General features: G+C 60.0%; 24 protein-coding genes and 1 tRNA gene. 7 read left to right on the top strand and 18 right to left on the bottom strand.

Features of this window, described 5'->3' with window-relative positions; all coding sequences use genetic code 11:
• Positions 1–9: 9 nt before the first annotated feature.
• The 11 genes from HPTL_RS06080 to HPTL_RS06130 form a co-directional block, all read right to left on the bottom strand.
• Positions 10–1,263 (bottom strand): NADH-quinone oxidoreductase subunit D, encoded by a 1,254-nt coding sequence (locus HPTL_RS06080; protein ID WP_119335179.1) that lies wholly within the window; start codon positions 1,261–1,263, stop codon positions 10–12.
• 2 nt (positions 1,264–1,265) lie between these two features.
• A complete protein-coding gene (locus tag HPTL_RS06085; protein WP_119335180.1) occupies positions 1,266–1,856 on the bottom strand; it encodes an NADH-quinone oxidoreductase subunit C in 591 nt (196 codons plus the stop codon).
• A gap of 14 nt (positions 1,857–1,870) precedes the next feature.
• Positions 1,871–2,350, bottom strand: coding sequence for a NuoB/complex I 20 kDa subunit family protein (locus HPTL_RS06090; RefSeq protein WP_119335181.1), 480 nt, complete (start codon positions 2,348–2,350; stop codon positions 1,871–1,873).
• Positions 2,351–2,353: 3 nt separating this feature from the next.
• Positions 2,354–2,725, bottom strand: coding sequence for an NADH-quinone oxidoreductase subunit A (gene ndhC, locus HPTL_RS06095; RefSeq protein ID WP_119335182.1), 372 nt, complete (start codon positions 2,723–2,725; stop codon positions 2,354–2,356).
• Positions 2,726–2,893: 168 nt separating this feature from the next.
• Positions 2,894–2,978: transfer RNA gene (locus HPTL_RS06100), tRNA-Leu, on the bottom strand.
• A gap of 54 nt (positions 2,979–3,032) precedes the next feature.
• The gene (gene secG, locus HPTL_RS06105) at positions 3,033–3,377 is read right to left on the bottom strand and encodes a preprotein translocase subunit SecG (RefSeq protein ID WP_119335183.1); all 345 of its coding nucleotides are present in this window, start codon (positions 3,375–3,377) and stop codon (positions 3,033–3,035) included.
• Between the two features lie 2 nt (positions 3,378–3,379).
• Complete coding sequence (gene tpiA / locus HPTL_RS06110) at positions 3,380–4,120, bottom strand: triose-phosphate isomerase (RefSeq protein WP_119335184.1); 741 nt, start codon at positions 4,118–4,120, stop codon at positions 3,380–3,382.
• Positions 4,121–4,149: 29 nt separating this feature from the next.
• Positions 4,150–5,508: a phosphoglucosamine mutase gene (gene glmM / locus HPTL_RS06115; RefSeq protein ID WP_119335185.1), complete on the bottom strand. Its 1,359-nt coding sequence runs from the start codon at positions 5,506–5,508 to the stop codon at positions 4,150–4,152.
• A gap of 69 nt (positions 5,509–5,577) precedes the next feature.
• Positions 5,578–6,429 carry a dihydropteroate synthase gene (gene folP / locus HPTL_RS06120; RefSeq protein WP_119335186.1) on the bottom strand — a complete coding sequence of 284 codons (852 nt, stop codon included), beginning with the start codon at positions 6,427–6,429 and terminating at the stop codon, positions 5,578–5,580.
• A gap of 19 nt (positions 6,430–6,448) precedes the next feature.
• On the bottom strand, positions 6,449–8,353 hold the full coding sequence (ftsH, locus tag HPTL_RS06125; protein WP_119336102.1) for an ATP-dependent zinc metalloprotease FtsH: 1,905 nt from the start codon (positions 8,351–8,353) through the stop codon (positions 6,449–6,451).
• A 178-nt stretch (positions 8,354–8,531) separates the two neighbouring features.
• A complete protein-coding gene (locus HPTL_RS06130; RefSeq protein ID WP_119335187.1) occupies positions 8,532–9,155 on the bottom strand; it encodes an RlmE family RNA methyltransferase in 624 nt (207 codons plus the stop codon).
• 60 nt (positions 9,156–9,215) lie between these two features.
• Here HPTL_RS06130 and HPTL_RS06135 point away from each other — a divergent pair, with 60 nt between their 5' ends.
• Positions 9,216–9,611: a YhbY family RNA-binding protein gene (locus tag HPTL_RS06135; protein WP_119335188.1), complete on the top strand. Its 396-nt coding sequence runs from the start codon at positions 9,216–9,218 to the stop codon at positions 9,609–9,611.
• On the opposite strand, the gene greA is transcribed toward HPTL_RS06135, so the two are convergent.
• From greA to HPTL_RS06160, 5 genes are all read right to left on the bottom strand, one after another.
• On the bottom strand, positions 9,602–10,075 hold the full coding sequence (gene greA / locus HPTL_RS06140) for a transcription elongation factor GreA (RefSeq protein WP_179949074.1): 474 nt from the start codon (positions 10,073–10,075) through the stop codon (positions 9,602–9,604). The genes HPTL_RS06135 and greA overlap by 10 nt on opposite strands.
• On the bottom strand, positions 10,075–13,311 hold the full coding sequence (carB, locus tag HPTL_RS06145) for a carbamoyl-phosphate synthase large subunit (RefSeq protein ID WP_119335190.1): 3,237 nt from the start codon (positions 13,309–13,311) through the stop codon (positions 10,075–10,077). Before carB ends, greA begins: the two co-directional genes overlap by 1 nt.
• Before the next feature lie 23 nt (positions 13,312–13,334).
• On the bottom strand, positions 13,335–14,477 hold the full coding sequence (carA, locus tag HPTL_RS06150; RefSeq protein WP_119335191.1) for a glutamine-hydrolyzing carbamoyl-phosphate synthase small subunit: 1,143 nt from the start codon (positions 14,475–14,477) through the stop codon (positions 13,335–13,337).
• A 91-nt stretch (positions 14,478–14,568) separates the two neighbouring features.
• A complete protein-coding gene (gene dapB / locus HPTL_RS06155; RefSeq protein WP_119335192.1) occupies positions 14,569–15,372 on the bottom strand; it encodes a 4-hydroxy-tetrahydrodipicolinate reductase in 804 nt (267 codons plus the stop codon).
• Positions 15,373–15,416: 44 nt separating this feature from the next.
• Positions 15,417–15,890 (bottom strand): outer membrane protein assembly factor BamE, encoded by a 474-nt coding sequence (locus tag HPTL_RS06160; RefSeq protein ID WP_119335193.1) that lies wholly within the window; start codon positions 15,888–15,890, stop codon positions 15,417–15,419.
• 126 nt (positions 15,891–16,016) lie between these two features.
• On the opposite strand from HPTL_RS06160, the gene fur reads away from it, so the two are divergent.
• Positions 16,017–16,466 (top strand): ferric iron uptake transcriptional regulator, encoded by a 450-nt coding sequence (fur, locus tag HPTL_RS06165; RefSeq protein WP_119335194.1) that lies wholly within the window; start codon positions 16,017–16,019, stop codon positions 16,464–16,466.
• Here fur and recN read toward each other — a convergent pair.
• Positions 16,463–18,151: a DNA repair protein RecN gene (recN, locus tag HPTL_RS06170; protein WP_119335195.1), complete on the bottom strand. Its 1,689-nt coding sequence runs from the start codon at positions 18,149–18,151 to the stop codon at positions 16,463–16,465. The genes fur and recN overlap by 4 nt on opposite strands.
• A 6-nt stretch (positions 18,152–18,157) precedes the next feature.
• Complete coding sequence (locus HPTL_RS06175) at positions 18,158–19,039, bottom strand: NAD(+) kinase (RefSeq protein ID WP_119335196.1); 882 nt, start codon at positions 19,037–19,039, stop codon at positions 18,158–18,160.
• 66 nt (positions 19,040–19,105) lie between these two features.
• On the opposite strand from HPTL_RS06175, the gene hrcA reads away from it, so the two are divergent.
• From hrcA to HPTL_RS06200, 5 genes are read left to right on the top strand one after another with little or no spacing between them, the layout of a single operon-like run.
• Positions 19,106–20,128, top strand: a complete 1,023-nt coding sequence (gene hrcA / locus HPTL_RS06180) for a heat-inducible transcriptional repressor HrcA (protein ID WP_119336103.1) — start codon at positions 19,106–19,108, stop codon at positions 20,126–20,128.
• Between the two features lie 8 nt (positions 20,129–20,136).
• The gene (hemH, locus tag HPTL_RS06185; RefSeq protein WP_119335197.1) at positions 20,137–21,198 is read left to right on the top strand and encodes a ferrochelatase; all 1,062 of its coding nucleotides are present in this window, start codon (positions 20,137–20,139) and stop codon (positions 21,196–21,198) included.
• Positions 21,198–21,626: a phage holin family protein gene (locus tag HPTL_RS06190; protein WP_119336104.1), complete on the top strand. Its 429-nt coding sequence runs from the start codon at positions 21,198–21,200 to the stop codon at positions 21,624–21,626. The genes hemH and HPTL_RS06190 overlap by 1 nt, the downstream gene beginning before the upstream one ends.
• Entirely contained in the window at positions 21,577–22,074 is a 498-nt protein-coding gene (trxC, locus tag HPTL_RS06195) for a thioredoxin TrxC (RefSeq protein WP_269461290.1), read from the top strand. Before HPTL_RS06190 ends, trxC begins: the two co-directional genes overlap by 50 nt.
• The gene (locus HPTL_RS06200) at positions 22,071–22,781 is read left to right on the top strand and encodes an alpha/beta fold hydrolase (protein WP_119335199.1); all 711 of its coding nucleotides are present in this window, start codon (positions 22,071–22,073) and stop codon (positions 22,779–22,781) included. Before trxC ends, HPTL_RS06200 begins: the two co-directional genes overlap by 4 nt.
• Positions 22,782–22,826: the final 45 nt, after the last annotated feature.

Consider the following 22,826-nt stretch of genomic DNA (forward strand, 5'->3'; position numbering starts at 1 on the left):
AAAACTCCTTTAGCGGTCGATTTCGCCGAAGACGATATCCATGGTGCCGATGATCGCAACGACGTCCGCAATCAAATGTCCGCGCGCCATCTTGTCCATCGCCGAAAGGTGCGCAAACCCGGGGGCGCGCAGTTTGACCCGGTAGGGTTTGTTGGCACCATCGGAGATCGCGTAGACGCCGAACTCCCCTTTCGGATGTTCCACTGCGGCATAAACCTCACCTGGCGGCACGTGGATTCCTTCGGTCATCAACTTGAAATGGTGGATCAGCTCTTCCATCCCCGTTTTCATCTTCTCGCGGGGAGGCGGCGCCACTTTGTAATTGTCCGTGATCACCGGGCCGGGGTTTTTCCGCAACCAGTCGATGCACTGTTTGATGATGCGGTTCGATTGCCGCATCTCCTCCATGCGCACCAGGTAGCGGTCGTAACAGTCACCGTTGGACCCCACCGGGATATCGAATTCGAGCTGATCGTAGACTTCATAGGGCTGCTTCTTGCGCAGGTCCCACGCCACGCCAGAGCCGCGCAGCATCGGCCCGGTGAATCCCCACGCCAGCGCCTCTTCCGGGGAGACCACGCCGATCCCCACGGTCCGCTGTTTCCAGATGCGGTTGTCGGTAAGGAGCGTATGGTAGTCGTCGAGATACCCTTCGAACCGCTCACAGAAATCTTCCAGGAAGTCGAGCAGCGACCCTTCACGAGCGCGATTGAGCTCCTTGACCCGTTTTTCGTCTTTGTATTTGCTGACGGTGTATTTGGGCATTTCGTCCGGCAGGTCGCGGTACACCCCGCCTGGGCGATAGTACGCTGCGTGCATCCGCGCACCGGAGACCGCCTCATACGCATCCATCAGATCTTCGCGCTCACGGAAGGTATAGAGCACCATCGTCATCGCGCCGATATCGAGCGCATGGGTACCGATATTGAGAAGGTGGTTGAGGATGCGCGTGATTTCATCGAACATCACGCGGATGTACTGCGCGCGAATCGGCACTTCGATCCCAAGCAGCCGCTCGATGGCCAGGCAGTAGGCGTGTTCGTTGCACATCATCGAGACGTAGTCCAACCGGTCCATATAGGGAACCGATTGCACCCAGGTGCGGGTTTCCGCCAATTTTTCTGTACCGCGATGCAACAACCCGATGTGCGGGTCGGCGCGCACCACCACCTCCCCGTCGAGTTCGAGGATCAGGCGCAAGACACCGTGGGCCGACGGGTGCTGCGGCCCGAAGTTGATCGTAAAGTTCTTGATTTCGGCCATCGTCACACGTCCCCGTAGTTCGCTTCACGGACGATTCGCGGCGTGTTTTCGCGCGGCTCGATCGTCACCGGTTGATAGACGACGCGCCCTTTCTCCGGGTCGTAACGCATTTCGACATGGCCGGTCACCGGGAAGTCTTTGCGCAGGGGGTGGCCGACGAATCCGTAATCGGTCAAAATGCGCCGCAAATCGGGGTGCCCTTCGAAGAGGATCCCAAAGAGGTCGAACGCTTCGCGTTCATACCAATCGACACTGGGCCAGATCTCGATCAACGAAGGAAGGGTCGGCCAGTCGTCGTCTACCGCAAAGGTCTTCAGCCGCAACCTTACGTTATGGGTGAGCGAAAGCAGATGGACGGCAACGGCGAAACGCGGTCCCACCCACGGACGGTTCGCGTAGGTGGCATAGTCGATACCGGAAAGGTCGATCAACTGTTCGAACGCAAAATCGGAATCGTCGCGCAACGTTTGCGCGATCGCCAGATAGTTTTCCTTGTCGACGGTCATCGTCACTTCCCCGTGGTGCTCCTGCACCACGACTTGATCGCCGAACCGGTTCCGCAGTCGTTGCGCCAAAGCTTCGGTTCTTTTCATCGACGCCCCCTAGGCTACGTGCGCGCGATCGTGGACGTGCGCTTGATTTTGTTCTGAAGCTGAATGATGCCGTACAAAAGCGCTTCAGCCGTTGGCGGACAGCCGGGAACGTAGACATCGACCGGCACGATGCGGTCACAACCGCGCACCACGGAATAGGAATAGTGGTAATAGCCGCCCCCGTTGGCGCAGGACCCCATCGAGATCACCCACCGCGGCTCGGGCATTTGGTCATAGACTTTGCGCAATGCGGGTGCCATTTTGTTGCAGAGCGTCCCCGCAACGATCATGAGATCCGATTGTCGCGGGCTGGGACGAAAAACGACACCGAAGCGGTCGAGATCGTAACGCGAACAGCCAGCATGAATCATCTCGACGGCGCAACACGCCAACCCGAAGGTCATCGGCCACAGCGACCCCGTCCGCGTCCAGTTGATGACCGTATCGAGCGACGTGGTCATGAACCCTTCGCGCATCACTCCTTCAATGCCCATCGCTCACTCCCAATCGAGCGCGCCGTTCTTCCATTCGACCGCATAGCCCAAGACCAACACGGCGAGGAAGATCAGCACGGTAGTAAAAGCGTACCAGGCGTTTGCGCCTGCAGTGATCATTTCATTGAACGTAACGCCCCACGGAAACAAGAGCGCGATTTCCAAGTCGAACAGAATGAACAGGATCGCAATCAGGTAATAGCGAACGTCGAATTTGATACGGGCGTCTTCGAACGGCTCGAAACCGCATTCGTAGGGGGAGTATTTTTCGGGATCAGGACGGCGTGGGCCAAGGATCCACCCAAACACCATCGGCAGTACGCCGATCGCCAGCGCGACTACCAGGAAAACCAGGACCGGAAAGTAGCTTTCCATTACGGCCGCTCCTCATCTTCGGGCGACCGATAGGATACACCTTTTTGGTTCTAAATGCAGCGCGAAGCCAAAAAACAAGCTATCAAAAAAATCTAAGTTATTTGAATTTTTTTTGATAAAAATTCTTTTTGCAACAAAAAAAGCCGCTCATGAGCGGCTTTTTTTGTTTGGTGCCGACGGTGAGATTCGAACTCACACGGCTTTCGCCACCACCCCCTCAAGATGGCGTGTCTACCAATTCCACCACGTCGGCAGCAACGAAGCGAATTATACCGGAATTTTGCCGCAGCGCAATACCTCGCACCAGTCACTCAGGGATTTTCGACTCCGGTGCTGGCGATTGTTGTTGCGGTTGCGGTGCAGCAGCGCCAGCGTCCTGTTGCATCACGCTCGATGGCGCAGAAAGATGCGTTTTGCTCGCGAGGTAGGTCATCGCGAGACTGGTCAGGAAGAAAACCGTGGCGAGGATCGCGGTGGTTCGGCTCAAAAAGGTAGCTCCGCCGGAGGCCCCAAAAAGACTCGCCGAGCTTCCGCCCCCAAACGCGGCACCGGCATCGGCGCCCTTGCCGTGTTGCAACAGCACCAGAATGATCAATGCCACGGCAACGACTAGGTGAATCGTCAGAACGATCGAAAAAGCCAAACTACCCATTGTTACTCCTTTTCAGCAGCCGCGACGATCGCGGCAAATTCCATAGCACTCAACGACGCGCCGCCGATCAGCCCACCATCACACCCTTCGACGGTAAACAGTTCCGCAGCGTTACCCCCTTTGACACTTCCCCCGTAGAGAATGGGAAGGTCTGAGCGCGCCCCAACCTCAGAAAGCACCGTGCGCAACCAACCATGCGCCGCAGCAACGTCTTCGGGCGTGGCATTGCGTCCGGTTCCAATTGCCCAAACCGGTTCGTACGCAATGAGAACGTTTTCGACCGCTGCGGCACCGACGATTTCGACCACCTCGACGATCTGCTGACGCAATACGTCTTGCCAGGCGCCGCGCTCCCGCTCTTCCAGCGTCTCACCAACACACCAGATCGGCGTAATCGCCACCGCATTGAGCCGCTGGATCTTTTCTGCGATCTGCGCATTGGTTTCGCCGAAATATTGCCGCCGTTCCGAATGACCGACGATGGTCAACCGGCATCCGAAATCACACAACATTTCGGCGTGGACTTCACCGGTATAGGCCCCAGGGCCGAACGGGCTGACATTCTGTGCGCCCCAGAGCACCTTGCTCTCTTGCAACATACGCTGTGCTTGCGCCAGATAAGGGAACGGCACGCAGACCCCTACACGCGTATTCTCGCAAACTAGCGCTTTGAGCGCGACGAGTAGCGCTTCGTTCTGCGACCATGCGCCGTTCGATTTCCAGTTACCGATAACCCATTTCATGGAAAAAACTCCTCACCCCAATCAAACCATCACCGACGCACCTGCTCGGCGATCCGTTCCGCGGTTTCCGCAAGCGCCGCTACGATAGCGTCGACCACCGCCGCCTCTTCCCCTTCGACCATGATGCGCAAAAGCGGCTCGGTGCCCGAAGGGCGGATCAGAATCCGTCCACGATCGGCCAGTTCGGATTGGGCACGCGCTACGGCGTCCCGAAGCGCCCCGTGGGCTTGCCAGTCCTCTCCCTTGGGCCAGACGACATTGCGCAACCTTTGGGGGTAGGTCTGTAACGGCGCGGTCCATTCCGCCAAGGTGGTCTCATGGCGCACCAACGCGGCCAGGACCTGCAACGCGCTGACGATCCCGTCGCCCGTGGTGTGTTTGTCCAAACAGAGGATATGCCCCGAATTCTCCCCACCGTAGCACCAACCCCGTTCGCGCAAACGCTCCGCGACGAAACGATCGCCCACCGCGGTCCGTTCAAGCGGCACACCGTAGGCAGCGAGCGCACGCTCCAACCCCAAATTGGTCATCACCGTTCCCACGACACCGGGCACGGCAACCCCCGCAGCCAAACGGTCGCGAACGATCGCGAACAACAGGGCGTCGCCATCGTACAACCGCCCTTCCCGGTCAATCATCACCACGCGATCCCCGTCACCGTCGAACGCGATCCCAAGGTCTGCCTGGTGCGCTTCGACCGCGCGTTGCAAAGCATCTGGATGGGTCGCACCCACCGCGCGGTTGATGTTGAAGCCATCCGGTTCTGCGCCGATCACCGTGGTCTTCGCGCCCAATTCGTGAAAAACGTGCGGCGCTACCTGGTACGTTGCGCCATGAGCGCAATCAAGCACCAGGTGCCAGCCATCGAGCGTAAGGTCCGCGGGAAAAGTATTCTTACAAAATTCGATGTAACGCCCTGAGGCGTCGTCGATTCGCTTCGCTTTGCCCAACGCGTCTGCTGTAACCGATTCGACGGGCGCTTCCAGCCACTCTTCGATCTGTACTTCCAGCGCGTCGTCGAGTTTCGTCCCCGCTGCGGAGAAAAATTTGATTCCGTTGTCGTAATAGGGGTTGTGCGACGCGCTGACGACGATTCCTGCATCGAGCCGCATCGCCCTAGTGAGGTAGGCGATCCCCGGTGTCGGCAAAGGCCCTGTCAGCAAGACGTCTACTCCGCTACTGGCTAACCCCGCTTCGAGTGCCGCTTCCAGCAGATAACCAGAAACCCGCGTGTCTTTGCCAATCACAACCGTCGGACGCCGCAAACCGGTATGAGCGCGTGCCAAAACCTTGCCTGCGGCAAAGCCCAGCCGAACGACGAAATCGGGTGCAAGGTGGGGATCCCCGATGCGCCCGCGGATGCCGTCGGTACCAAACCAGCGTGCCATAGGTTACCCAGTTCAAAAAAGTGCCATTGTACCAGGGGGATCGTACAAAGCCGCTGTTTCGCTACGCGTTCACGCCAGCGCACGCCAAACGCGCAGTGCATCGACCGTCGCCGCGACATCGTGCACCCGCACGATCGAAGCGCCCAACGCCACCGCTTTGAGCGCGGCGGCAACACTGCCAAAGACGCGCGCCTTGGGTTCGTCACGACCGGTGATCGCCTGAATCATCCGTTTGCGCGAAACACCAACGAGGACGGGATACGATGCGACAAAACGCGGCAACGCGCGAAACAGCGCCACGTTGTGTTCCAACGTCTTCCCAAAACCAAAGCCGGGATCCCAGACGATGCGGGCAGGGGCCACCCCTGCCGCTTCAAGCGCGCGGGTCTGGGCATTGAGAAACGCATATACTTCACCGACCACATCGTCGTAGTGCGGTGCCGCTTGCATCGTTTGCGGCTCCCCTTTCATGTGCATCACACACAAGCCACACCCGCTCTGCGCAGCGACCCGAACCGCGTCAGCAGTGCGAAAGCCCGAAACATCGTTGAGGATGTCCGCACCGAGTTCGACGGCACGCGCCATGACCTCTGGTTTACGGGTATCGACCGAGATCGCGACTGGCCACTTCGTGACTGCCCGCAGCACCGGCTCCAACCGTTGCCATTCCACCTCTGCTGGGACAGGCTGCGCCCCCGGCCGGGTCGATTCGGCACCGAAATCGAGCACTGCGGCGCCCGCTTCGACCGCGGCCTCGGCCTGCTTGAGTGCCGCTGTAACGTCGGCGTCCACCCCATCGCCTGAGAACGAATCGGGCGTGAGGTTGACGATCGCCATCACGAGCGGTTCGTGCAACGACAAACGGAAACGCCCCGCGCGCCAAACGCGGGGCTGAAGGGAATCGACCGTTTTGGGTTTCATCGACGGTTTTTCACCGCGTTCATCCAGCCGGTTCCGCTTCGGGCGGCTGCCCGCCAGGCGAAGCGGGGCGCGTCCCTTTTTCTTCTTGTGCCGATGCGTCGGCAACTACCCCTTCCCCGCTCGGCGGCGTTGCGTTGCGCTGGTTCGTGTCTGATTTTTTTGGCGGGCGCGGCGGTTTTCCCGCCATGATGTCGTCGATCTGGTCGGCGTCGAGCGTCTCATATTCGAGCAGCGCTTCGGCCAGCGCGATGACTTTGTCCCGGTTCTCTTCGATCAAGCGGCGCGCGAGCGCGTATTGCTCGTCGATGATGCGGCGCACTTCGGCGTCGACCTTTTGCATCGTTGCTTCAGAGATGTTGCGGTGGGTGGTCACGGCGCGACCAAGGAAAATTTCCCCTTCCTCTTCGCCATAGACCATCGGCCCCAGGATATCGGACATTCCCCACTGGGTGACCATTTTGCGCGCGATATCGGTTGCCCGTTGAAAGTCGTTCGACGCCCCCGTTGTCATCTGGTTCATGAAGATCTCTTCGCAGATCCGTCCGCCGAACAGAACCGCGATCGTGTTCAGCAGCCGTTCTTTGTCCTGACTGTAGCGGTCGCCCTCCGGGAGCTGCATCGTCACCCCCAGCGCACGGCCGCGCGGGATGATCGTCACCTTGTGCACCGGGTCGGTTTTGGGCAGGAGCTTCGCGACTACAACGTGCCCAGCTTCGTGGTACGCAGTATTGCGCCGCTCCTCTTCGCTCATCACCATCGAGCGCCGCTCCGGCCCCATCAGGATCTTGTCTTTCGCGCGCTCGAAGTCCTCCATTTCAACATAGCGCTTGTTCGCGCGGGCAGCAAAGAGCGCGGCCTCATTGACCAGATTGGCGAGATCGGCGCCCGAAAAGCCAGGCGTGCCCCGCGCGATGATCGCGGGGTCGACGTCTTGCCCCAACGCGATTTTGCGCATATGGACCTTGAGGATCTGCTCACGACCCCGTACGTCGGGTAGCGACACCACCACTTGCCGGTCGAAACGGCCCGGCCGCAAGAGCGCCGGATCGAGCACATCCGGACGGTTGGTCGCAGCGATCACGATGATGCCGCTGCTGCCTTCGAAGCCATCCATTTCGACCAGGAGTTGGTTAAGGGTCTGTTCGCGTTCGTCGTTGCCACCGCCCAACCCGGCCCCCCGCTGCCGTCCGACCGCGTCGATCTCATCGATAAAGATGATGCACGGGGCGTGTTTTTTCGCTTGTTCGAACATGTCGCGCACCCGCGCGGCACCGACACCGACGAACATTTCGACGAAGTCAGAACCGGAGATGCTGAAAAACGGTACTTTCGCTTCACCTGCGATCGCTTTGGCCAACAGTGTCTTCCCGGTTCCCGGAGGGCCGACCATCAACACCCCTTTCGGGATGCGTCCACCCAGTTGCTGGAATTTGCTGGGGTCTTTCAAAAAGTCGACGAGCTCTTGCACCTCCTCTTTGGCCTCATCGCAACCGGCGACATCGGCAAAGGTGACGGTATTGCTCGATTCATCGAGCAATCGCGCCCGCGACTTCCCGAACGAGAACGCGCCCCCTTTCCCGCCACCGCTCATCTGCCGCATGAAATAGACCCAGACCGCGATGAGCAAGAGCATCGGAAACCAAGAAACGAAGATGTTGGTAAGCAGCGATTGCCCTTCGTCCGGCTTCGTCGCGGCAATCGAAACGCCGTATTTCATCAGGTCGGAAACCATCCACAGATCCATCGGCGGAGCATAGACGGTCACTTGACGACCATCGTTCATCAGGGCGCGTACCGTTCGCCCATCGATGATCGCCTTCGTTACCTTCCCCTCTTTCGCCGCTTCCATGAATTGGGAGTATTCCATGGTCGACGCCGGCGCGGTGCGGTCGTTGAATTGGTTGAACACCGTCATCAGCACCATGCCGATGACGAGCCAAATCGCTAGATTGCGAAAAAAACTGTTGCCGTTCAAAGGGGGACTCCTTCTACCTACCTACGCACGATTCGCATCTTCGAGTCGATTCTAACCGCTTGGGTTCCACACGGCAATAGAAAAATTCGATCGCCACGATAGGATCTATGCGCTGTCCATGACGAGATCAGCGCCTTTTGGGTCGTTTACCCAAGAAATAGAGCTCGCTGCTTTCCGAACGGGACGCTTTGGGTTTGCGCGGGAGCACCGTGTGGAACGCGCTTTGCAGCTGCTGCCGGTACGCGTCGATCCCTGGGCCCTGGAACACTTTGACGAGGAAGGCACCGTTTGGTGTCAGATGCTCGAGCGCAAACGCCAACGCCAATTCGGCAAGATGAAAACTTTTTGCCGCATCGGTGATCGCGATACCGGAGAGGTTGGGCGCCATATCGGAAAGCACGAGATCGACCGGTTGTCCCTCGAGCGCCTGTTCCAGGGCGTTCAGGACCGTTTCGTCGGTGAAATCTCCTTGGATCACCGTCACACCGGGAAGCGACACGATCGGCAAGCGATCAAGCGCAAAGACCTTGCCGGTTGGCGCGACCCGAGCGGCGGCAATCTGCGACCATGCCCCAGGCGCTGCCCCCAGATCGACCACCCGCATCCCGGGTTGCAGCAAGCGATCTTTTTCGTCGATCTCGAGGAGCTTGTACGCAGCCCGCGAACGGTACCCTTCCTGTACGGCGCGCTGGACATAGGGGTCGTGCACATGCCGGTCGAGCCAAGCTTTTTTGCTGCGGTGTTTTTTCATGTGGACTCAGGTTTTCTGCGATAATTGCAAGTTCCGCGTATCGTGAAAGAACGATCCACCATGGCTGCACTGACAATCGATTCCGACCAGCGAAGAGCCTTGCGGGCGCAGGCCCACCATTTGAAACCGGTCGTGATGATCGCCAGCAAAGGGCTAACGCCAGCCGTGCTGGCCGAAATCGACCGGGCGCTCACGGCGCACGAATTGATCAAAATCCGTGTTACGGGAGCCGAACGCGACATTCGCGCCCAATATCTGGAAACGATTTGCGACACGCTCGATTGCGCTCCGGTCCAGTTGTTGGGTAATCTGCTCCTTGTTTGGCGCCCCAACCCAGAAAAGCGCGCAGAAACGCCACGCGCATCTCGTGCGAAAACCGCTGATAACAACAACGCTGCCGCGTTCGTTCGGCGCGCACGTCGGCAAGCCCTGACGAAAAAACGGAATCACTCGTAACGGACGTCGAGAATTTCGTATTCGCGGGCGCCGCCGGGCGCCTGCACGACCACGACATCTCCTGCATATTTGCCGATCAAAGCACGGGCGATCGGCGAAGTAACCGAAATTTTTCCTTCACGCACGTCGGCTTCGTCTTCACCAACGATTTGATAGGTGACCTGCTCACCAGATTCCGTGGCCTCCAAATCGACCGTGGCGCCAAATACCACCCGTCCGTCGGCGTCGAGGGTTTTCGGATCGATGATCTGGGCGTTCGCCAATTTCCCTTCGAGCTCCATGATCCGTCCTTCGATGAACGCCTGCCGTTCGCGCGCCGCGTCGTATTCGGCGTTCTCCGAAAGGTCTCCATGGCTACGCGCCTCGGCAATCGCCGCGATCACCGCGGGCCGCTCCACCGTTTTCAGGCGATGGAGCTCTTCTTTGAGCTTTTGTGCGCCGCGCACCGTCATGGGATATTTCATCAACCGTTCCTCCGAGCTGCCAACGCTTCCCGATGGAGTTGTTGTAACGCATAGACGTCGAACCGTTCGGCCATTTCGATTCCCATCACCGCGGCCTCAGCCCCTTCGATCGTCGTATAGATGGGGGCTTTCGCTGCAAGCGCACTCACCCGAATCGAACGGGAATCGATCACCGCTTGACGGCGGGCCTCGACCGTATTGATCACCAGCGCAATCTCGCCGTTTTTGATCATGTCGACGATATGCGGCCGCCCTTCGTTGACCTTATTGACGACCTGCACGGGAATGCCTGCCGCTTCGAGCGTGCGCGCCGTACCCCTCGTCGCCACGATCGTAAAGCCGAGATCGTGCAGGCGGCGTCCAACCGCCACCGCCGCGGGGCGGTCGCTCGGTTTCACACTCAAAAAGACCTTTCCGCTTCGGGGCAATACCACGCCTGCGGCCAACTGCGATTTGTAGAACGCTTCGGCAAAGGTCCGGCCGATCCCCATCACTTCGCCCGTCGACTTCATCTCGGGCCCCAGGATCGGGTCGACACCCGGAAACTTGTTGAACGGGAACACCACCTCTTTGACCGAAAAATAGGGGGGAACGAGCTCTTCGGTCACGCCCTGTTCCGCGAGCTTTTTCCCAGCCATACAGCGCGCGGCCACTTTGGCGTAGGGCACCCCGCACGCTTTGGAGACGAACGGAACCGTGCGGGACGCACGGGGGTTCACCTCCAGCACATAAACGGTGGCATCGGGACCACTGCCCTGCACCGCGAACTGGGCGTTCATCAAGCCGACGACGTCGAGCGCCTTCGCGAGCGCGACCGTCTGGCGACGGATTTCGTCGAGCACCGCAGGATGCAAGGTATAGGGCGGGATCGAACATGCGGAATCGCCCGAATGGACCCCCGCCATCTCGATGTGTTCCATCAAGCCTGCGATCACGACGCGCTCACCGTCGCTCACCGCGTCGATATCGACTTCGGTCGCGTCGTCCAGGAACCGGTCGAGCAACACGGGCGAATCGTTCGACACCTTGACCGCTTCGCGCATGTAGCGTTCGAGATCTTGCGGATCGTGAACGATCTCCATCGCCCGCCCCCCCAAGACGTAGCTGGGACGAACGACCAGCGGGTAACCGATCTCTGCAGCGAGACGCATCGCCTCATCTGGGGTACGTGCAGTGCGGTTTTCCGGCTGCCGCAGCCCCAGTTGCATCAACAATTTTTGGAAGCGTTCGCGATCCTCCGCGGCGTCGATCGCATCCGGCGACGTTCCGATGATCGGCACGCCATTTGCGGCGAGCGCTTTGGCGCGTTTGAGCGGAGTTTGACCGCCGAACTGCACGATCACCCCTTCCGGCTTTTCCACGTGACAGATTTCGAGGATGTCTTCGAGCGTGATCGGTTCGAAATAGAGGCGATCAGAGGTGTCGTAATCGGTCGAGACCGTCTCCGGGTTACAGTTGACCATGATCGTTTCGAAGCCGTCTTCGCGCAGCGCCAGTGCCGCATGGACGCAGCAGTAATCGAATTCGATCCCCTGGCCGATGCGGTTCGGCCCTCCGCCCAAAATCATGATTTTGCGACGATTGCTGGGCGCCGCTTCGCAAAAGGCTTCGTACGTCGAATAGAGGTAGGCAGTAGGTGTGGCGAATTCGGCCGCGCAGGTATCCACCCGTTTATAGACGGGCCGCACACCAAGTGCGTGGCGATGCAACCGGACCGCCTCTTCGGTGGTATCGAGGAGCTTCGCCAACCGGCGATCCGAGAATCCTTTGCGCTTCAACGCGCGCATTTCGTCGGCGTCGATCCCTTTGAGCGAACGCCCTTTGAGCTTTTGCTCGATTTCGACGAGCGCTTCGATCTGACTCAAGAACCACGGATCGATCTTGGTCAGCTGGTGGATTTTTTCGAGCGACATCCCTTCGCGGAACGCTTGCGCCAAGTACAAAATGCGCTGCGCCCCGGGGTTCGCGAGCTCGTGTTCGAGCGATTCGGGGGTGCATTCGACCTCGTCGAACCCATAGACGCCCACTTCCAGGCCGCGCAACGCTTTTTGCACCGACTCTTGGAAGGTGCGACCGATCGCCATCACCTCGCCGACCGACTTCATCTGGGTAGTCAAACGGTCGTTGGCGTGCGGAAACTTTTCGAATGCGAAACGGGGGATTTTGGTGACGACGTAGTCGATGGTCGGCTCGAACGACGCGGGGATCGCGCCACCGGTGATGTCGTTCTTGAGTTCGTCGAGGGTGTAGCCAACAGCGAGTTTCGCCGCGATCTTGGCGATCGGGAAGCCGGTTGCCTTCGACGCGAGCGCCGAAGAGCGCGATACCCTCGGGTTCATTTCGATCACGATCATGCGACCATCTTTCGGATTGATCGCGAATTGAACGTTCGACCCTCCGGTATCGACGCCGATTTCGCGCAGCACCGCGATCGACGCGTCCCGCATCCGTTGGTACTCTTTGTCGGTGAGCGTCTGTGCCGGTGCCACGGTGATCGAGTCGCCCGTGTGCACACCCATCGGGTCGAGGTTTTCGATCGAACAGACGATGATGCAGTTGTCGTTCTTGTCCCGCACCACCTCCATTTCGAACTCTTTCCAGCCGATGAGCGACTCTTCGATGAGGAGTTCATGCACCGGACTGAGATCTAACCCTCGCTTACAAATTTCGACGAACTCTTCCATGTTGTAGGCGATTCCCCCCCCGGTTCCTCCCAACGTAAAAGAGGGACGGATAATGACCGGGAAACCGATCTCAGACTGAACCGCCAGCGCCTCTTCCAAACTGTGCGCGATGCCCGAGCGCGCCGACTCCAGTCCGATGCGGGTCATCGCCTCTTTGAAGAGCTGTCGGTCTTCGGCTTTGGCAATCGCGGTTTCGTTCGCGCCGATCAATTCGACGTTGTAACGTTCGAGCACGCCGGAGCGGGCGAGCTCGAGTGCGGTATTGAGCGCGGTTTGCCCCCCCATCGTCGGTAGGAGCGCATCGGGCCGCTCTTTTGCGATGATGCGCTCGACCACCTCAGGGGTGATGGGCTCGATATAGGTGACATCGGCCATTTCGGGGTCGGTCATGATGGTTGCCGGGTTGGAGTTCACCAAAACGACCCGGTACCCCTCTGCACGCAGCGCTTTGCACGCTTGCGCCCCCGAGTAGTCGAATTCACAGGCCTGACCGATGACGATCGGTCCAGCACCAATGATCAGAATCGATTCGATGTCCGTGCGCTTTGGCATGGTTTTTCCTTGCAAGCTGGGATTTATGCCTGACGCCGCGCGTCGATCAACGCAACGAAGCGGTCGAAGAGATCCGCAATGTCATGCGGTCCGGGACTCGCCTCTGGGTGGCCTTGAAAACCGAAGGCTGGCACGTCGGTGCGCTCGATCCCCTGAACGCTGCCGTCGAAGAGGGAAACGTGGGTGACGCGGCAATTGATGGGCAGCGAATCGGCGTCCACTGCAAAACCGTGGTTCTGGCTGGTGATATAGACACGACCGTTGGTGAGATCCTTGACCGGATGGTTCGCGCCGTGGTGACCGAATTTCATTTTGACGGTGCGCGCGCCGGATGCCAAACCCAGGATCTGGTGTCCCAAACAGATCCCAAAGAGGGGAATCCCGTCGGCCATCGCCGCCTGCGCCGCTGCGATCGCGTAGTGACACGGCTCCGGATCCCCAGGGCCATTCGAGAGCATGATGCCATCGGGATCGAGCGCTTTCACCTCGGCGTAAGGGGTCTGCGCCGGCACCACCGTCACTCGGCAACCGCGTGCCGCCAAGAGGCGCAAAATGTTGCGTTTCACACCAAAATCATAGACGACGACGTGTCGGGTCGTTTCCGTCACCGTGGGGTAACCGAGACCGAGTTGCCACGCGCCCTCACGCCATTCGCTCACCGTGCGCCGTGTCACCTCTTGTGCAAGATCCATTCCCGCCAACCCAGGGAATGCTCGTGCCGCAGCGAGCGCGTCGGTAACGTTCGGCATTTCACCGGGCGGAGCGGTGAGAATCGCGCCACTTTGCGCCCCCTGGTCGCGTAAACGACGCGTGAGTTCGCGGGTATCGATTTCCGCGATCGCCACCACATTGTGGCGCTTGAGGTAGTCAGGAAGCGATTCGGTGGCACGGAAATTACTCACCACGCGGGAGAGATCCCGAATCACCAACCCCGCCGCATGCACCGTCTCGCTCTCTTCGTCTTCTGGGTTCGTCCCCACATTTCCGATATGGGGGTAGGTGAGCGTCACGATTTGGCGACGGTAGCTGGGGTCGGTGAGGATCTCCTGATACCCTGTGATCGAGGTGTTGAACACCACTTCACCTACGGTCAGACCAACCGCTCCGATCCCCACCCCGTGGAAAACCGTTCCGTCGGCCAGAGCCAAAACTGCATTCGAGCGCACGATCGTTCCTCACGTAAAAAAACGGGACGCAACCGCATCCCGTTGTTTTCTAGGCAGTCCTTGCTGCCATTTTACCAGAATTCCCGTCGTCTCAGATGCCCAGGACGTCCTGCATCGAATAGAGCCCCGCAGGTTTGTCGGCGAGAAACCGCGCAGCCCGGATCGCACCGGCGGCGTACGGCATCCGACTTTGCGACCGGTGGGTGATCTCGATCCGCTCCCCTTGCGCAGCAAAAAGCACCGTATGGTCGCCAATGATTTCACCGGCCCGGATCGTCGAAAACCCGATCTGCTGTTTGGGCCGCTCACCCGTATTCCCTTCACGCCCAAAAATGGCCACCGCATCGAACGACCACCCCAACGTACGCGCGACGATCCGTCCCATTTCCAGCGCCGTACCCGAAGGGGCATCGACCTTGTGGCGATGGTGCGCTTCGATCACCTCGACGTCATACCCTTCCAAGAGCTTTGCCGCCACCTCCAAGAGTTTGAATACGGCGTTGACCCCTACCGCCATGTTGGGCGCAAAGACGATGGGAATGTCGCGCGCTGCGGCCCCGATCCGAGCGCGACCCGCATCGTCGAACCCCGTGGTTCCGATCACCATCGCCCGCTTGTGTCGCACGGCTTCGTCCAGGATTGCGAAGGTCCCTTCGGGGCGCGTAAAATCGATCACACAATCGGCAGCTACGACCGCTGCAGCGATGTCGTCGCCTATCGAAACGCCGGTTGTCCGGCCGAGCAGTTGCCCCACATCTTGACCGATCACGGGAGATCCTGGGCGGTCGAACGCTGCAGCAAGCGCCACTCCAGAATCGGGCGCCAGTGCCGCTTCGATCAACATTCGTCCCATCCGACCACCCGCTCCCGCAATCGCTACCTTGACCGCATGCATGGACCTGTTCTCCTTTTTCTAAACGATTGGCGGCTGCGAACGCGTTACTCTTTCTGTTCCGCGGGAATCTCGACCGTCTGCCAACGCGGTCGACTTTCTGACTGCGACCCCGCCGCGGCTTCGTTTGCCGGGACGACGTCACCCTCCACGCGCACCAGCACGCCGTTTTCGAAAAAGAGGGTCAAGCGGCGCATCTCAACATGCCCCCGCTTGTCGTCGTAACGGTAGAGGTAATCCCAGCGATCGTTGCGGAACGGGTCGACGAGCAGTGGCGCCCCGAGCAACAACCGGACCGTTTCTTGCGGCATCCCTTTGCGCAGTTGGCGCGCCGCTTCCGGCTCCACCCAGTTGCCTTGACGAACCGGTGCCGAATAGGGGGAAGCGATTGCGGCAACACGGTCGAACGCGCTTCCTTGCTCCAGCGCACACCCCGTAAGCGCGAAGACAACCCCAACCCCCGCAAGCTCCGCGGTGAGTAGGCGTTTCTTAGTGCGACGAAAAGGCGATTCGCGACGCATGTTTCCCTCGAAAACCCTTCACGATGCGAAACTATAGCATGCTCTGGTCGGTGCGTGATTCGCACTCAGAGCAACGATTGCGTATAATCGGAACGATTCTTTTTGTCGTCATCCTCTCTGATTGCCATGAACGCAAAAACCGACATCGACCTCCGGGAAAAAGGGCTCAAAGCCACCTACCCGCGAATCAAAATTCTCGAACTCTTCGCGCAGGAAGGCGCGCGCCATTTGAGTGCCGACGACGTCTATCGCGAACTGCTCGACCAGGGGGTCGAAATCGGTCTCGCGACGGTCTATCGCGTGCTCACGCAGTTCGAACAGGCCGGGGTGCTGCTCAAACACCACTTCGACGGCACGAAAGCAGTTTTCGAACTGGCAGAAAACCACCACCATGACCACCTCGTTTGCGTGGATTGCGGGCGGATCGTCGAATTCCACGACGAGGCGATCGAAGCGCGACAAAAAGCGATTGCCGAACAGTACGGATTTTCGCTCGAGGACCACGCCCTTGCACTCTACGGTCGTTGCGTGCAGGGAGCCGATTGCCCGTACCGTAAAACGCGTTCGAAAAGTTAGCCCTTCGCGTCTTGCGCCCCGCGCTGGCTCATCGCCAGCAGTGAGCAGGCGTGCGTTCGAGCCGCCTCATCGACTTGCGCACCCCCCACCATGCGCGCCAATTCGTCGATTCGCGCATCGATTGCGAGCGGTTCGACGACCGTCACGACACTTTGTTCCGAATCGGGCCGTTTACTGACCCGCCAGTGCCAATCGGCACACGCCGCCACCTGTGGCTGATGGGTCACCGCAAGCACTTGCCGCCATGTCCCGAGCTGCTGCATCAACCGACCCACGACTGCGGCAACCGCGCCCCCAATCCCAACATCCACTTCGTCGAAAATCACAGTGGGGATCGCCTCGGCACCAACCGAAGCCACCTGAATCGCCAGCCCAATGCGGGAAAGCTCCCCGCCCGACGCCACTTGGGCCAATGCTGCTGGTGGCTGCCCTGGGTTGGCCGCAAAACGGAACGCGATCCGTTCCATGCCGTGCACGCTCGGCTCGATCGATTCGAGTGCCACTTCGAATCGGGCATGAGGCATTGCCAGTTCCGGCAACAAGCGCATCACCGCGTCGCGCAACCGCCGCGCACCCTTCTGACGCTTCGCGCTCAGGCGCGCCGCGGCGTCCCGATACGCTTGGTGCGCTGCGCGCTCTGCAGTCTGCAACCGTTCCAGATCGCTTGCCGCATCGAGCGCGGCCAGGCGTTTCTCCCATTCGGCGGCAAGCGCAGGCAGCGCTTCCGGAAGGACGCGATGTTTGCGCGCCAATTCATGGGCGGCGCTGATCCGTTCGTGCAAAAATGCCAACCGTTCGGGGTCTTCCTCGAAGCGCGCCAACTCCCGCTTGAGGCTCGCTGCCGCTTCGTCGAGCTCGGCTTCCGCCGCAGCCAACAGCGAAAGCGGCTCCGCGATCGCGGCATGGAACGTTTCCACTTCCCGTAGCGCGCGGATCGCGCGGCTGACAGCAACGAGCGCGCCATCTGGGTCCCGATCGAGAAGATCGAGCGCAACCGCGACCTGCTGCTGCAGTTCGGCTGCGTGGCTCAAGCGGCGATACTCCGCTTCCCACGCTTGCCACTCCTCTGCGGTAAAAGCGATCGGTTGCCACTCCCTCAACCACCAAGTGAGGCGCTCACGCTCCTCGGCGATCCGTCCCTGCGTCGCGATCGCTTCATCGAGTGCATTTTTCGCTTGTTGCCACGCTTGCCAGGCACGCGCGACCGCTTCCGCTTCTGGAACGGCTTCGGCGAAACGATCGACGAGCCGCCGTTGCGTCTCTGGGGTCAGGAGCGCATGGTGCGCATGTTGCCCATGTACGTCGGCAAGCCACGCCCCCAATGCGCGCAATTGGCTTTGCGTCACCGCGACACCTTGAATCCAAGCGCGCGAACGCCCATTGGCGTCGAGGGTACGCCGAATGAGCAGCATCGCCTCGTCGTCTGGCGCGATCTCCCATTCGGCAAGAAGCGACGCGGCTTCAGGTTGTTCCGGCCAATCACAAGTGAGCACCACCTCGGCCCGTTGCGCGCCGGTGCGCACCCAGTTCGCATCGGCACGTGCGCCCAAAACGAACGTCACGGCGTCGAGCAGAATCGATTTCCCCGCCCCAGTCTCCCCGGTGAGCGCACCAAACCCCGGTTCGAACGCGAGGTCGAGGTGTTCGATCAGGACGAAATCGCGAATTTCCAGACGACGAATCATGATCCGTTACCGCGGTGACGCGCTCCAATGGAGCTTTTCCCGCAACATCGCAAAATAGTCGTAGCCAATCGGATGGAGGAAACGGGCTTGGTGGCCAGCGCGCCGCACCTGCAAGCGGTCCGAGGGCAGCATCTCCACCCGCCCTTGCCCATCGAAATGGACATCGGCAACATGGCCTGGCAGTAAGGCGAGTTCGATCTCCGCCCGGTCGGGAATCGTGATCGGCCGCGCCGTGAGTGCGTGTGGGCACAGGGGCACAAGAGCAATGCCCGCAACCTGAGGATGCAGAATAGGGCCGTTCGCCGAAAGCGCGTAGGCGGTGGAACCGGTGGGTGTAGCAATGATCATCCCGTCAGACCGTTGCGTATAGACGAAATGACCGTCGATGTGTAATTCGAATTCGATCATCCGCCCCAGATCCCCTTTGTTCATCACGATGTCGTTGAGTGCGTGGCTCGCGGCGATCACGGCGCCGTCCCGGACGATTCGACCGGAAAGGAGCAGTCGCCGCTCTTCTTGATATTCGCCGTGCAAGATCCGTTCGAGCTGTGGAATCGCCTCGGAACGCGCGATGTCGGTGAGAAATCCCACCCGACCCAGGTTGATCCCGACGAGTGGCACGTCGTGTTCGACCAATTGCCGCGCTGCATTGAGCATCGTCCCGTCACCGCCAAGGACCACGGCCAGGTCGACCATCTGCGCCATGCGGGAAAAAGGGGCCAATGTCCACCGGCACGATTCGGCTGCGTCGTGCGCAAACGTCGACGACTCGATCACCACTTGGCAGCCCATCTGCGATAACCACTCGGCAAGCGTCTGCAGCGCTTCCAGCGCTGCTTCCGAGTGCACCTTCGCGGCAAGCCCAACGGATTGAAATTGCACACCCATGACCCCATTGTAACGAAAAGCCAAGCCAGTGGTAATATGGGCGCGGTAGCGACTACTCTGAACGCCATGTTGGACGAACGCAGCCGCATCCTGCTCAAAACGCTTGTCGAGCGTTATATCGCGGAAGGACAACCCGTTGGCTCGCGCACCCTGTCGCGCGCAAGCGGCTTGACGCTTTCGCCGGCCACCGTGCGCAACATCATGAGCGACCTGGAAGAGCTCGGGCTGGTGATGAGTCCCCATACGTCGGCAGGTCGCGCCCCCACCGCGGCAGGCTATCGTTTCTACCTCGACAAATTGATTGCGATCCAACCGCTCGACCAGCGACTGATCGCCGATCTGCGCGAAGAGCTCAAACCCGACCAGCCGCAGCAGTTGATCCGACGCGCCTCTCAGATTTTGTCGGAACTGACGCAATTTGCCGGCATCGTCATGGCACCGAAGCGCGATACCGAACGGTTGCGGCACATCGAATTCGTCCCGCTTTCGGGCAACCGCCTGTTGCTCATCTTGGTGACCCAAAGCGGCGAGGTCCTCAACCGTCTGGTGACCGCGCCTCGGGCGCTCTCTCCGTCCGAACTCGTCGAGGCCAGCAACTTTTTGACGACCCATTTCGCGGGTAAAACGCTCGAAGAGATGCGAGAAGCGTTGGCGCAAGAGTTGAGCCGCATGCGGGAAGACATCTCGGATCTGATGCGTGCCGCACTCACCGCGCCGTTGCCCGAAGCGGATCCCTACGTCGTTTCCGGTGAAAACCGCTTACTGGAAGTGGGCGAATTCGCCAGCAACATGGAGCGGCTGCGCGAACTCTTCTCCCTGTTCGAGCAACGAACCGCGTTGATGCGTCTTTTGGAGCAGGCGACACAGGCAAACGGCGTGCAGATTTTCATCGGGAGCGAATCGGGTGTCGCGGAATTGGAAGAGTGTTCGCTGATTACCGCCAACTACTCGGTGCATGGCCGGATCGTCGGCTCGATCGGGGTGATCGGCCCCACCCGCATGGCCTACGATCGGGTGATTCCCATCGTCGATATCACTGCGAAATTGCTCACCCATGCGCTGAGTCAATATGAGAATACCCAAGGATGAGTATAACGATGCAGCCAACGGAACGATCCGATCCTGTCGAGTGTCGGGGGTTTCATGAAAGAATCACCCTCCACACCGCACTTTTGCTCGTCAATTTGGGTTCCCCCGACGCCCCCACTCCTGCTGCGACTCGCCGCTATTTGCGTGAATTTCTCAGTGACCCTCGCGTGATCGAACTGCCACGCTGGCTGTGGCGCCCCATTCTCGAACTGGCGATTCTGCCGCGCCGCCCGAAAGCGAGCGCCGCGAAATACGCCCAAATCTGGACCGAAGCGGGCTCCCCCCTCACGGTTGTCACGCGGCAACTGGCCGAAGGGCTTCAAGCCCTGTGGGGAGAATCCGGGCCGCTCGTTCGTTGGGCGATGCGCTACGGCAACCCGAATGTGCGTGACGAATTGGTTTCGCTGCGGCAAGCTGGCGTGCGGCGTCTGCTCGTCGTCCCGCTCTACCCCCAGTATTGCGCGAGCACCACCGGTTCGGTCTTCGACGCCGTCACGCAGGTGCTCCAAGGCTGGCGGGATCTCCCGGAAGTTCGCTTCGTGCGTAACTGGCACGACCACCCGGCCTGGGTCGAACGGGTAGCCGCCACGCTTCGTCGGGCGTTCGACCAAGATGGCGAACCGGAGCGACTCCTCTTCAGCTTTCACGGCATGCCGCTCAAAACCCTCTACGCCGGTGACCCGTACCATTGCGAATGCCAAAAAAGCGCGCGGTTGATCGCAGCGGCGCTACAACTGCCGCGCGATCGCTGGCAGGTTACCTTTCAATCCCGCTTCGGGCCGGCGAAATGGTTGCAACCGTACACGCAAGAAACGCTCGAGGAATTGGCACGCTCCGGGGTAAAACGGGTTGCGGTGGTCTGTCCCGGTTTCGTCGCCGATTGCCTTGAAACGCTGGAAGAGATCGCTATCGAATGCCGTGAGGCGTTCTTGGCCGCCGGCGGCGAACACTTCACCTATGTTCCTTGTCTCAACGCGGATCCCGAATGGATTCGTGATTTCGCCACCATCCTCACCCCGCATCTTTCCGGTTGGCCGATGCGCACCCGCGTGGAGTTCCCTTCGTCATGATGCTTCCTTCCTGGCTTCGCTTGCTGCTCCACTGGTTGCTCAATGCCGTCGCGCTCTTGGCGGTGGCCGAGATCGTCTCCGGGATTACCGTCACGGGCTACGGTGCCGCGCTCTTGACCGCTTTCGTGCTGGGGATCATCAACTGGTCGATCAAACCCATCCTGCTGTTACTGACCCTGCCAGCCACCCTTTTCACGCTCGGCATCTTCGCCCTCGTGATCAACGCACTGCTTTTTTGGGCGGCAACGGGAATTGTGCCCGGGGTAGTCGTCGCCGACTTTTGGTCGGCGTTTTGGGGCGCGCTGCTCTACAGCATTCTGACGGGGGTGGTTGCCATTGCGCTTTCCGACCCCAGATATGAAGTCAAGGTGCGCTGGCGTGTCGATCGACGCCGCTGGCATGACCGTGACGACGATCCCTGGGTTTGAAGAGGAGCGAACGATGACCGAACCATTGATGATCCCTTGTCCGCAATGCCACGCTTTGAACCGCGTACCCGCTGAGCGTCTCGACGAGGGGCCCGTGTGTGGCAAATGCAAACAATCGCTACTTCCCGGCGAACCGATCAACGTCGATTCGGCATGGTTTGGACGCCACGTCCTACAACCGACGATTCCCGTCGTGGTCGATTTCTGGGCCCCTTGGTGTGGCCCGTGTCGAATGATGGCCCCCCAATTCGCTCAAGCGGCACAAAAGGCACCCAAAATACATTTCGTCAAGGTCGATACCGAGGCGAACCCCGATATTGCCGCGCAGTACCACATTCGAAGCATCCCCACCATCGCACTTTTTGTCCGCGGACGGGAAATCGCGCGGCAAAGCGGCGCGATGGATGCCGGACGTCTTCTTTCTTGGTTACAAGGACATTTGCAATGAACCCACCGATTACCCTAATACCGGGATGGCGGCTTGGACGCGGGCCGCTTGCCCCTTTGGCGAACGCGTTGGGTGCAGAGTGGTATGACCTTCCTGGGTACCGGGAAACCCCCTTCACGGCGGACTTTGCTGACGCGGTTACCCGTCTGATCGCTACGGTTTTGCCAGGAACCGTTCTGGTTGGTTGGTCCTTGGGCGCCATGATTGCGCTCGCGGCAGCGGCGCGCGCACCGCACCACATCGGCGGCGTGGTCGTGATCGGCGGCACGCCCTCGTTCGTGACACGCGACGGGTGGTCCCATGGGCTGACGCCTGAAGCGCTTGCCGAGTTTCGCGCCGCGATCGCCGAGGACGAACCGGCGATGTTGCCCCGTTTCGTCGGCGGCTTCAACCGCGGCGAACCGGAGAGCAAAACCCTGACCGCCGAAATTCTGGCTACAGCCGACCCCGCCCCGTCGCTGGAGATCCTGCTTGCCGGGCTCGATTGGCTGGCTACGGTCGATCTGCGCGCAGAACTCCCCTCCATTACGACCCCGGTCCTCGTCATTCACGGGGAGAACGACCCCCTCATTCCGTGTGCTGCAGGTGAAGCCATCGCACAAAACGTGCCTCAAGGAAAATGGCTGCCCATCCCCAACGCCGCCCATGCGCCCTTTCTGCGCCACCAAGCAACGATCGTTGAAGCGGTCTCAAGTTTAGTTTCGTGATGCCGTTAACCAAGCTGCCCCTGTCATTCTTCTCTCTGGAGGGCA

Source organism: Hydrogenophilus thermoluteolus (assembly GCF_003574215.1).
Lineage (GTDB): Bacteria > Pseudomonadota > Gammaproteobacteria > Burkholderiales > Rhodocyclaceae > Hydrogenophilus > Hydrogenophilus thermoluteolus.

What these genes read in the sequence shown, in the direction of transcription:
- HPTL_RS06080 (WP_119335179.1), bottom strand. Translation starts at nt 1,263, where the DNA reads ATGGCCGAAATCAAGAACTTTACGATCAACTTCGGGCCGCAGCACCCG.
- HPTL_RS06085 (WP_119335180.1), bottom strand. Translation starts at nt 1,856, where the DNA reads ATGAAAAGAACCGAAGCTTTGGCGCAACGACTGCGGAACCGGTTCGGC.
- HPTL_RS06090 (WP_119335181.1), bottom strand. Translation starts at nt 2,350, where the DNA reads ATGGGCATTGAAGGAGTGATGCGCGAAGGGTTCATGACCACGTCGCTC.
- ndhC (WP_119335182.1), bottom strand. Translation starts at nt 2,725, where the DNA reads ATGGAAAGCTACTTTCCGGTCCTGGTTTTCCTGGTAGTCGCGCTGGCG.
- secG (WP_119335183.1), bottom strand. Translation starts at nt 3,377, where the DNA reads ATGGGTAGTTTGGCTTTTTCGATCGTTCTGACGATTCACCTAGTCGTT.
- tpiA (WP_119335184.1), bottom strand. Translation starts at nt 4,120, where the DNA reads ATGAAATGGGTTATCGGTAACTGGAAATCGAACGGCGCATGGTCGCAG.
- glmM (WP_119335185.1), bottom strand. Translation starts at nt 5,508, where the DNA reads ATGGCACGCTGGTTTGGTACCGACGGCATCCGCGGGCGCATCGGGGAT.
- folP (WP_119335186.1), bottom strand. Translation starts at nt 6,429, where the DNA reads ATGAAACCCAAAACGGTCGATTCCCTTCAGCCCCGCGTTTGGCGCGCG.
- ftsH (WP_119336102.1), bottom strand. Translation starts at nt 8,353, where the DNA reads ATGGTGCTGATGACGGTGTTCAACCAATTCAACGACCGCACCGCGCCG.
- HPTL_RS06130 (WP_119335187.1), bottom strand. Translation starts at nt 9,155, where the DNA reads ATGAAAAAACACCGCAGCAAAAAAGCTTGGCTCGACCGGCATGTGCAC.
- HPTL_RS06135 (WP_119335188.1), top strand. Translation starts at nt 9,216, where the DNA reads ATGGCTGCACTGACAATCGATTCCGACCAGCGAAGAGCCTTGCGGGCG.
- greA (WP_179949074.1), bottom strand. Translation starts at nt 10,075, where the DNA reads ATGAAATATCCCATGACGGTGCGCGGCGCACAAAAGCTCAAAGAAGAG.
- carB (WP_119335190.1), bottom strand. Translation starts at nt 13,311, where the DNA reads ATGCCAAAGCGCACGGACATCGAATCGATTCTGATCATTGGTGCTGGA.
- dapB (WP_119335192.1), bottom strand. Translation starts at nt 15,372, where the DNA reads ATGCATGCGGTCAAGGTAGCGATTGCGGGAGCGGGTGGTCGGATGGGA.
- HPTL_RS06160 (WP_119335193.1), bottom strand. Translation starts at nt 15,890, where the DNA reads ATGCGTCGCGAATCGCCTTTTCGTCGCACTAAGAAACGCCTACTCACC.
- fur (WP_119335194.1), top strand. Translation starts at nt 16,017, where the DNA reads ATGAACGCAAAAACCGACATCGACCTCCGGGAAAAAGGGCTCAAAGCC.
- recN (WP_119335195.1), bottom strand. Translation starts at nt 18,151, where the DNA reads ATGATTCGTCGTCTGGAAATTCGCGATTTCGTCCTGATCGAACACCTC.
- HPTL_RS06175 (WP_119335196.1), bottom strand. Translation starts at nt 19,039, where the DNA reads ATGGGTGTGCAATTTCAATCCGTTGGGCTTGCCGCGAAGGTGCACTCG.
- hrcA (WP_119336103.1), top strand. Translation starts at nt 19,106, where the DNA reads ATGTTGGACGAACGCAGCCGCATCCTGCTCAAAACGCTTGTCGAGCGT.
- hemH (WP_119335197.1), top strand. Translation starts at nt 20,137, where the DNA reads ATGCAGCCAACGGAACGATCCGATCCTGTCGAGTGTCGGGGGTTTCAT.
- HPTL_RS06190 (WP_119336104.1), top strand. Translation starts at nt 21,198, where the DNA reads ATGCTTCCTTCCTGGCTTCGCTTGCTGCTCCACTGGTTGCTCAATGCC.
- HPTL_RS06200 (WP_119335199.1), top strand. Translation starts at nt 22,071, where the DNA reads ATGAACCCACCGATTACCCTAATACCGGGATGGCGGCTTGGACGCGGG.